Source organism: Paenibacillus agri, assembly GCF_013359945.1.
Lineage (GTDB): Bacteria > Bacillota > Bacilli > Paenibacillales > Paenibacillaceae > Paenibacillus_AQ > Paenibacillus_AQ agri.
The window spans coordinates 1-247 of the sequence record NZ_JABWCS010000075.1; the positions used below are offsets into that span (position 1 = coordinate 1).

Annotated in this window: 1 protein-coding gene; it reads left to right on the forward strand. The window is 66.4% G+C overall.

Annotation, left to right across the window (positions count from 1 at the left end; all coding sequences use genetic code 11):
- Positions 1–247, forward strand: a 247-nt coding sequence (locus HPT30_RS00340) for a hypothetical protein (protein WP_175369645.1), incomplete at both ends; no start/stop codon positions are given.

The window sequence follows — 247 nt, forward strand, 5'->3', positions numbered from 1 at the left end:
CGGCTACGCCGACAGCGACGCCGAAGCCGACACCAACACCAACGGCTACGCCGACAGCGACGCCGAAGCCAACACCGACACCAACGGCTACGCCGACAGCGACGCCGAAGCCAACACCAACACCAACGGCTACGCCGACAGCGACGCCGAAGCCGACACCAACACCAACGGCTACGCCGACAGCGACGCCGAAGCCAACACCGACACCAACGGCTACGCCGACAGCGACGCCGAAGCCAACACCAAC